This is a genomic window from Wolbachia endosymbiont of Atemnus politus, from assembly GCF_013309895.1.
Map to the genome: position 1 here is coordinate 1 of NZ_JAAXCS010000060.1, position 7,619 is coordinate 7,619.

General features: G+C 33.9%; 5 protein-coding genes. All 5 read left to right on the forward strand.

Annotated features, from left to right (window positions below; genetic code table 11):
- The first annotated feature begins 752 nt into the window (after window positions 1-752).
- The 5 genes from coxB to HET73_RS04690 all read left to right on the forward strand — a co-directional run bounded on the left by coxB (window position 753) and on the right by HET73_RS04690 (window position 7,522).
- The gene (coxB, locus tag HET73_RS04670; RefSeq protein ID WP_174133001.1) at window positions 753-1,517 is read left to right on the forward strand and encodes a cytochrome c oxidase subunit II; all 765 of its coding nucleotides are present in this window, start codon (window positions 753-755) and stop codon (window positions 1,515-1,517) included.
- A gap of 15 nt (window positions 1,518-1,532) precedes the next feature.
- On the forward strand, window positions 1,533-3,083 hold the full coding sequence (ctaD, locus tag HET73_RS04675; RefSeq protein WP_174133000.1) for a cytochrome c oxidase subunit I: 1,551 nt from the start codon (window positions 1,533-1,535) through the stop codon (window positions 3,081-3,083).
- 1 nt (window position 3,084) lies between these two features.
- Window positions 3,085-3,972, forward strand: a complete 888-nt coding sequence (locus HET73_RS04680; protein WP_174134099.1) for a heme o synthase — start codon at window positions 3,085-3,087, stop codon at window positions 3,970-3,972.
- Window positions 3,973-4,155: 183 nt separating this feature from the next.
- On the forward strand, window positions 4,156-4,593 hold the full coding sequence (gene rnhA / locus HET73_RS04685) for a ribonuclease HI (RefSeq protein ID WP_174132998.1): 438 nt from the start codon (window positions 4,156-4,158) through the stop codon (window positions 4,591-4,593).
- Complete coding sequence (locus HET73_RS04690) at window positions 4,586-7,522, forward strand: YhdP family protein (protein WP_174132997.1); 2,937 nt, start codon at window positions 4,586-4,588, stop codon at window positions 7,520-7,522. The genes rnhA and HET73_RS04690 overlap by 8 nt, the downstream gene beginning before the upstream one ends.
- Window positions 7,523-7,619: the final 97 nt, after the last annotated feature.

Genomic DNA, 7,619 nt, shown 5'->3' on the forward strand with positions numbered 1-7,619 from the left:
AGTGGCATCTCTTATTCATGATTTCAGTATCGAAGAAGTATTTTTGTGTGCAAAATGCCAAATTGATATGTGAGTTAGAAGCTGTTGATGCTAGTAGTAGCGGTAGCAGTAAGCTATTCGTTGTACATTAGGCATACTTACAGCTTAAAGAGCATACTTGCAACTTTACGATTGAGGCGTTATAAAGCTTTGTCCTGCTTGACTTTTCTAAAATTTTGTTTACAGAGCTTAATAACGCAGCTATTTGTTGCGGAAAGCTGAAGCGCATTTGCTTTAAGTTACAAGTACTCCAAAATAATAGAAACGATGCTAAATAAAAAATTTTATATTAACTATAAGTAGCATATTCTATAATTATTTTCTATAATATATAGACTATATATGCTGCTATGGATATTAAAAGTTAGTTAATAAAGTATAGTTTATAATGTAATATTAAGGTAGATTTTTATTCATGAACACAGACATAAAGTTTAATAGTGTCTGTTACTGCTTTTAGGTGTGAGGCTAGAGGGTTATTAGCAGTAACAGACACTATTAAACTTATTATAGAATTTACTTAAAGTAAATACTCAACTAAAAATATTATAATATTTTAACCTAGAATAGATTTATGTAAACACTTTCTTGCTTAAATTAGTACTGTATTATTATACTTATTGAATGCTAAAAAATTATTAACCATCACTAATCTCCGTTTGCATAGTAAGCTTATATATACTATTATATAGTTAGTTTTACAGCAAACAAATATGGTGAAGTTATTTGCATTATTGATGATGTTTTACTCGAATATATCAGTTGCTTCTGCTCCTACTTCTTGGCAATTTGGATTTCCTGCACCTGCGACTGAGATAATGGAGGTTGTAGTTAAGTCACATTCGTTTGTGATGAGTGTGATGGTTGCAATAATGCTTCTCGTATGGGTACTGCTTGCTTATATAATATTTCGCTTTCGTAAGAGCAAAGTGACAAATGTAAGTAAAACAAGTCATAACATTCTTTTAGAAATTGTCTGGTTTGTTATACCAACAATTATTGTTGGTATATTAGCTTTTAAGAATGCTGAATTAATTAAGCTACAAGAAAAAGTGCCAAAGGCTGACATAACACTAAAAGTTATTGGCCATCAATGGTATTGGAGTTACCAATATCCAGAATATCAAGGTGTATCATTTGACAGTTACATTAAGGGAAAAGATGACTTTATCGAAGGAGATTTGAAATTATTCTCTGTTGATAATAACGTTGTTTTACCCATCAATACTAACGTTCGTTTGCAAGTAACAGCAGGGGATGTGATACATAGTTGGGGAATACCAGCTTTCGGTGTAAAAATTGACGCAATACCAGGTAGGTTAAATGAAGCATGGTTTAATGTCAAAAAGCCAGGTATTTATTACGGGCAATGCTATGAATTGTGTGGTCAGGGTCACGGATTTATGCCAATTGTTATTGAAGCAGTGAGTAAAGAAGATTTTAATAAGTGGATTGAAAATAAAAAATTAGTGAGTTGAATTTGGAGTATAGATATGAGTGATGTACCAAAAGGTATAAGACGTTGGCTATTTTCTACTAATCATAAAGACATAGGAACACTGTACATTATTTTCTCCATATTAGCTGGAATTATTGGTGGGTTGTTATCAGTGGTTATTCGCACTCAGCTAATGCACATTAATATACTTAACAATAACTATCAACTATATAACGTAATGGTTACAGGGCATGCGGTAATAATGGTGTTTTTTATGATAATGCCAGCCCTAATGGGAGGATTTGGTAATTGGTTTGTACCTCTCATGATTGGTGCACCAGACATGGCATTTCCTCGTATGAATAATTTAAGTTTTTGGTTATTAGTGTCATCTTTTATTTTGCTCATTTTCTCGGTATTTGCTGGCGAAGGTCCAGGAACAGGTTGGACTTTATACCCACCTTTATCGCAAACCATGTCTCACCCAAGTGCAGGAGTTGACCTTGCCATACTTGCACTCCATGTTGCTGGTATGTCGTCAATTGTTGGAGCAATCAACTTTATAGTTACTATATTTAACATGCGTGCAAAAGGTATGTCACTGACCAAGATGCCACTATTTGTTTGGTCTGTTTTACTAACAGCGTTCATGCTAATTGTCGCTTTACCAGTGCTTGCTGGTGCTATAACTATGCTGCTTACTGATCGCAATATTGGCACTTCCTTTTTTGATCCCGCTGGCGGTGGTGATCCTGTATTATTTCAACATCTGTTTTGGTTTTTTGGTCATCCAGAAGTTTACATCATTATTTTTCCTGCATTTGGTATTATAAGCCAGGTCGTATCAACTTTTTCCCATAGACCAGTATTTGGTTATATGGGTATGGTTTATGCAATGATAGGTATAGCGGTATTTGGCTTTATGGTTTGGGCTCATCATATGTTTACTGTTGGACTTAGTGAAGATGCTGCTATATTTTTTAGCACTAGCACAATTTTCATTGGTGTTATAACTGGTGTCAAAGTCTTTAGTTGGATTGCAACTATGTGGGGTGGAGCGATTGAGCTTAAAACTCCTATGCTATTTGCACTAGGTTTTATTTTCATGTTTGTTGGTGGCGGTATAACCGGGATAATTCTGTCTCAAGGTGGAATAGATAGGCTTTTACACGATACCTATTATGTTGTTGCTCATTTTCATTATGTCATGTCGCTAGCTGCATTGTTTGGAACCTTTGCCGGCTTTTATTATTGGATAGGTAAAATGTCAGGTAGGCAATATAATGAATGCCTAGGAAAAATACATTTTTGGCTTACTTTTATTAGTACCAATATCACTTTTTTACCTCAGCATTTCCTGGGATTAGCTGGTATGCCAAGGCGTATACCAGATTATCCTGATGCGTTTATTCCTTGGAATTATGTATCCTCAATTGGTTCATACATGTCTTTCATTTCAGTTATGCTTTTTGTGTTTATAGTTATCCATCTCTTCAAATGGGGCAAGAAAGCTGGAAATAACCCTTGGGGAGGCGATACCTTGGAGTGGACGATATCTTCACCACCACCTTTTCACACTTTCGAAAAACCGCCAGTGATAAAATAGAATGTACACAAGTGCTTTGTTAAATGTTGAATCAACAATACTAGACTTTTGGCGTTTACTGAAGCCAAGGATAATGTATCTTGTAGTATTTACTGCGGTTGCTGGAATAGTTGCTGCACCAGGTAGTATACATCCATTTATTGCGCTGATATCCCTCATATGTATTGCTCTTGGCTCAGGGTCTGCAGGTGCCATAAATATGTGGTACGATAGGGACATAGATCTGCTCATGAACAGGACAAAGGATCGCCCTATACCCTCAGGTAGAGTCTCTGCGGAAAGTGCGCTAGAGTTTGGTATAACCCTTGGAGTATTGTCAATATTTATTATGGCAATAGCAGTGAACTATATTTCTGCTGCTTTGCTTGCAGTTAGCATATTATTTTACGTTTTCATATACACGATTTGGCTTAAAAGACGCACTCCACAAAATATTGTTATCGGTGGTGCATCGGGCGCTTTTCCCCCAATGATTGGTTGGGCATCTGTAACTAACGCTGTAGGTTGGGAAAGTTTTGTCCTATTCTTAATAATTTTTATGTGGACTCCACCGCACTTTTGGGCCCTATCTTTAAACAAGTCCGAGGACTATGCAAAAGCGTTGATTCCAATGTTCAATGTTGTTTATGGTTCAGAGAAAACAAGAAAACATATATTAGTTTATAGTGTATTGTTGGTATTAACCAGCTTACTTCCAGCACTATTTTTGAAGAAGGCTCTACTTTACCTAAGTATGGCAGTCCTTGAAGGTTGCATTTTTATTTGGTATGCTATATCTATTATTAGGCTCAAGAATCACAGCTCACAGAAAAAAATGTTTTCTTATTCAATTTCTTATCTATTTTTCCTGTTTGCTAGTATTATCTTTTGCTCTATTGACTTACTTTAGCTATGAAAGAACAACAGAAACGTAAAAACTATTTTTTATTTTTCCTTCTAATAGCGCTTGTTGTTGTGCTTTTCTTTGTTTCTATAATAAAATTTAAAGGTGCGGTTTAAACTGCCTTTGTGTCTATAGAAATTGTGCTTTCATAGAAGCAGCTATATACTTTATTAATTCATATAGTTAAAGATGAGTAAAAAGGAAGTGACAATATACACAGATGGGGCGTGTTCTGGTAACCCTGGGACAGGAGGATGGGCGGCAATTATATTATTTCAAAATCATAGAAAGGATATTTATGGTAGGAAAGAAAATACTACAAACAATAAAATGGAGTTAACGGCAGTGATCAATGGACTGAAGGCATTAAAATTTCCTTGTAATATCAATTTGTATACGGATAGTCTCTATGTTAAATACGGTATAACAGAATGGATAAATAAGTGGAAAATGAACGGTTGGAAGACAAGTGACAAAAAATCAGTAAAAAATATGGAATTATGGAAAGAGTTGGATAATGTTGCTTCACAGCACGAGATTAATTGGAAGTGGGTTAAAGCACATAATGGCAATAAACATAATGAGGAGGCTGACAGTTTAGCAAGAAAAGCAATAACCGATGCTTAAAAAAATCACTATATCATTTTCTATAGTTTTATTATTTGTATTCTGCTTCTTTATCTTGTTTAAAGGTGAGGGTCCTTTAGAAATCAATGTTGATTATATTAATTTTTATATAAAGAAGAAAATATCGAGAACGTTTGCCAATGCAAATGTCGATATGGAGAGTACTTCAGTTATTTGGCAGAAAGATGACAAAGGTCTATATTTAGTTATTACAGATTTAAAAATAGCACATCCTGATTTTACTGTAAAAATTCCTAGCCTTTTTGTGCATTTTAAATTCAGTTCCTTGTTTAAAACCAATATACAATTCTCTCAGGTTTTAGCTGATAACGTGTACGCGTGTATCAACCAGAAAAAAGATGACTCCAAAGCAGTTGATTTTAATTTGAAAAACTCTTTGAAAACAGTAAGGAAATTCTTTTTTGATTTAAGTACAGGTTCAAAGATTGAAATTACTAACATTACTGTCAATAAAGGCACGGAAGATAAATTTTTTGTTGATAAAGTGTATGTAGGGAAGGGGGAAGATTTTAATGTTTTGGACATTCGTGTTCATACAAAAGATGAAAGAGGGTTTTTGGATGATTTGTCTATTACAATAAAAAATCGTAACAATTTGTTAAATGTATATGGGATATTTTATAACCTGAAATTGGGGCTATTTAACGAGTTTTCTACACTAGTTAAAAATTACAATTTGGATAAAGACATAGGGCTCAAAGGAAATTTTTCAATGAGGATCAATGGAAAGGATGAAGTTGTAGATGGAAATATATATGTACTGAATACAGAGAATCATCTGCATAAAAACTTGTCCATAACTAACGTAAATGTAAATTTAACATATAGCGATGGAGTCATTAGCGTAAAAAACTTCCATTTTAACCTCAATAGTACTTATCTCTCTTTAATGGGCAAAATAAACTTTAATACAAATAACGCTTTGCTTAGGGTTAACATTAGTAAACTCGCTGCAAAGGATCTGTGTACTTATGTACCTGATGGCATAGTAAACAATGAATTTAAAAAATGGTATTGTAATAATGTTGATGGGAATATTGTAAATACAATTATAAGTTTCAGCGGCAAAATCAGCAGTTTAGTTAATGATGATCTATCAGATATTGTAATTGTTGCTGATATAGAAAACGGTAGTGTAAAATTTGATGAAGATTTTGAACAAGTAAGGGAATTGAGTGGTGACTTGGTGCTCAAAAATAACAATCTCAAGATTACTGTAAATAGCGCTAAGTTTCAGAACTTCACTATTGATGATGGCTATATTGAAATGAATTCTCTCGATAAGGAAAATTCAGTGCTAAATATTAATGGTCAAGCTGTGAGTGATGCTTATGGGTTATATGAGCCTATAAAATTTAAACTGGACGATATTATTAAAGTTACAAGGGACAAGATAGGTGGAACGGCAAAATCTGTATTCAGTTTTCGCATTTTTAATCTGAATGCTGATGACAAAAAAACAGACTTTTCAGCCAAATTTCATTCTAAAATTGACAATCTAGTCGTCTATGGTGCAAGTCTTGGTAAGTATGATATTAAGCTTGATTTTGGCAGAGATTTCATTGATTTAAATGGAAGTGGTATGGTAAATAATACACAGCTGTTATTTGACCTAAAAAGTAGCAACAAGAATGAAAGTTTTGCCTGGAATTTAACCGGAGATTTACCCGCTCAAATACTTAATTTTGATGGTGGCTATGTCAACGCAAATATAGAGTCAGTGATAAATCAAGATAAAACAGGATACATTAATGGTAATATAGATTTATCAGAGCTTGAATCACGCTCAAGCTACCTAGGGTGGAAAAATCATTTTGAAGATCACAATAAAATTTTGTTTTCTACAAGGTTAAAAGGAGCCGGTGAATTGTTAATAGACAAATTAGACGTTGTAGGGAGTGACTTAGATGTAAAATTTAGTGGAAGAGTAGAAAATGGAGATCTATATTTGAATTCTAACAATTTTAAATTACTTGATAATGATTTTAGTATAGAAATTGAATCAGGTAAGGAAAAGAATGTCATAACTATTCATGGTGAGAAAATTAACTTGAGTGATATTTTGGGTTTATTTAGTAAAAATAGTAATGGATTAAACAGTGACATGGAAGTTAGTATGAATATTGATAATATAATCATGAAAGAAGATATTGTTATCAAAAATGCTAAACTCAATATAACCTGTACAAAAGGTGACTGTAGTGGAAGCCAATTCACAGGACAGTTTCTGGAGGATAACAGTAATATACTAGCAGAGTATAGTGGGATAGGGCTCGAGGTATATGCAGACAATTCAGGTATACTGCTGCGTTCTCTTGGCATTAGTAAATCGATTAAAAACGGCAGATTGTCTTTTTACCTATCTCCTCAGAGAGAAAGTGGAGAACATTACGGTATGTTATCTATTAGCAATTTCTATATCAAAGATGCTCCACTACTTACTACTTTATTATCGATGTCTTCACTTCCTGGTATAGTAAATGCTATAAAGAACGAAGGTGTATACTTTTATAAATGTAATGCGCCTTTTTCATATAAAGATGGTACCGTTGAAATTGAAGAGTCGTGGCTTGAAGGGGCAGAGTTAGGTATTAGCACTAGTGGTAAGCTTGATATTAAGGATTATAAATTCCAGGTCGAAGGACAAGTAATACCAGCATACTCAATTAATAAATCTTTGTTAAAAATTCCTGTAATTGGGAAGCTTCTTACTGGCGGGAAGAGTAGGGGGATTATCTCAATAGATTACAAAGCAAACGGAGATGACAAAAACAGTAACGTATCTGTTAATCCTATCTCTTCTCTAACTCCAAGCCTATTGAAAAGATTATTGGGAGTGTTTGATCGCGCTATGACCAAAACTAACATCAGCGGTTTAAAAGGTGGTATGAAAAAGAAATTTGGCTAGATATGGCCAAAGAGAAGGAGTTACTGGGTTCTTATACCAAGTCTCATTATCAGAGAAACAAATAAGAGACATTAGACTTCTCATTGGCAGCACATTC

Excerpts from the sequence above, each read along its gene's own strand:
- coxB (WP_174133001.1), top strand. The coding sequence starts at position 753 with ATGGTGAAGTTATTTGCATTATTGATGATGTTTTACTCGAATATATCA.
- ctaD (WP_174133000.1), top strand. The coding sequence starts at position 1,533 with ATGAGTGATGTACCAAAAGGTATAAGACGTTGGCTATTTTCTACTAAT.
- HET73_RS04680 (WP_174134099.1), top strand. The coding sequence starts at position 3,085 with ATGTACACAAGTGCTTTGTTAAATGTTGAATCAACAATACTAGACTTT.
- rnhA (WP_174132998.1), top strand. The coding sequence starts at position 4,156 with ATGAGTAAAAAGGAAGTGACAATATACACAGATGGGGCGTGTTCTGGT.
- HET73_RS04690 (WP_174132997.1), top strand. The coding sequence starts at position 4,586 with ATGCTTAAAAAAATCACTATATCATTTTCTATAGTTTTATTATTTGTA.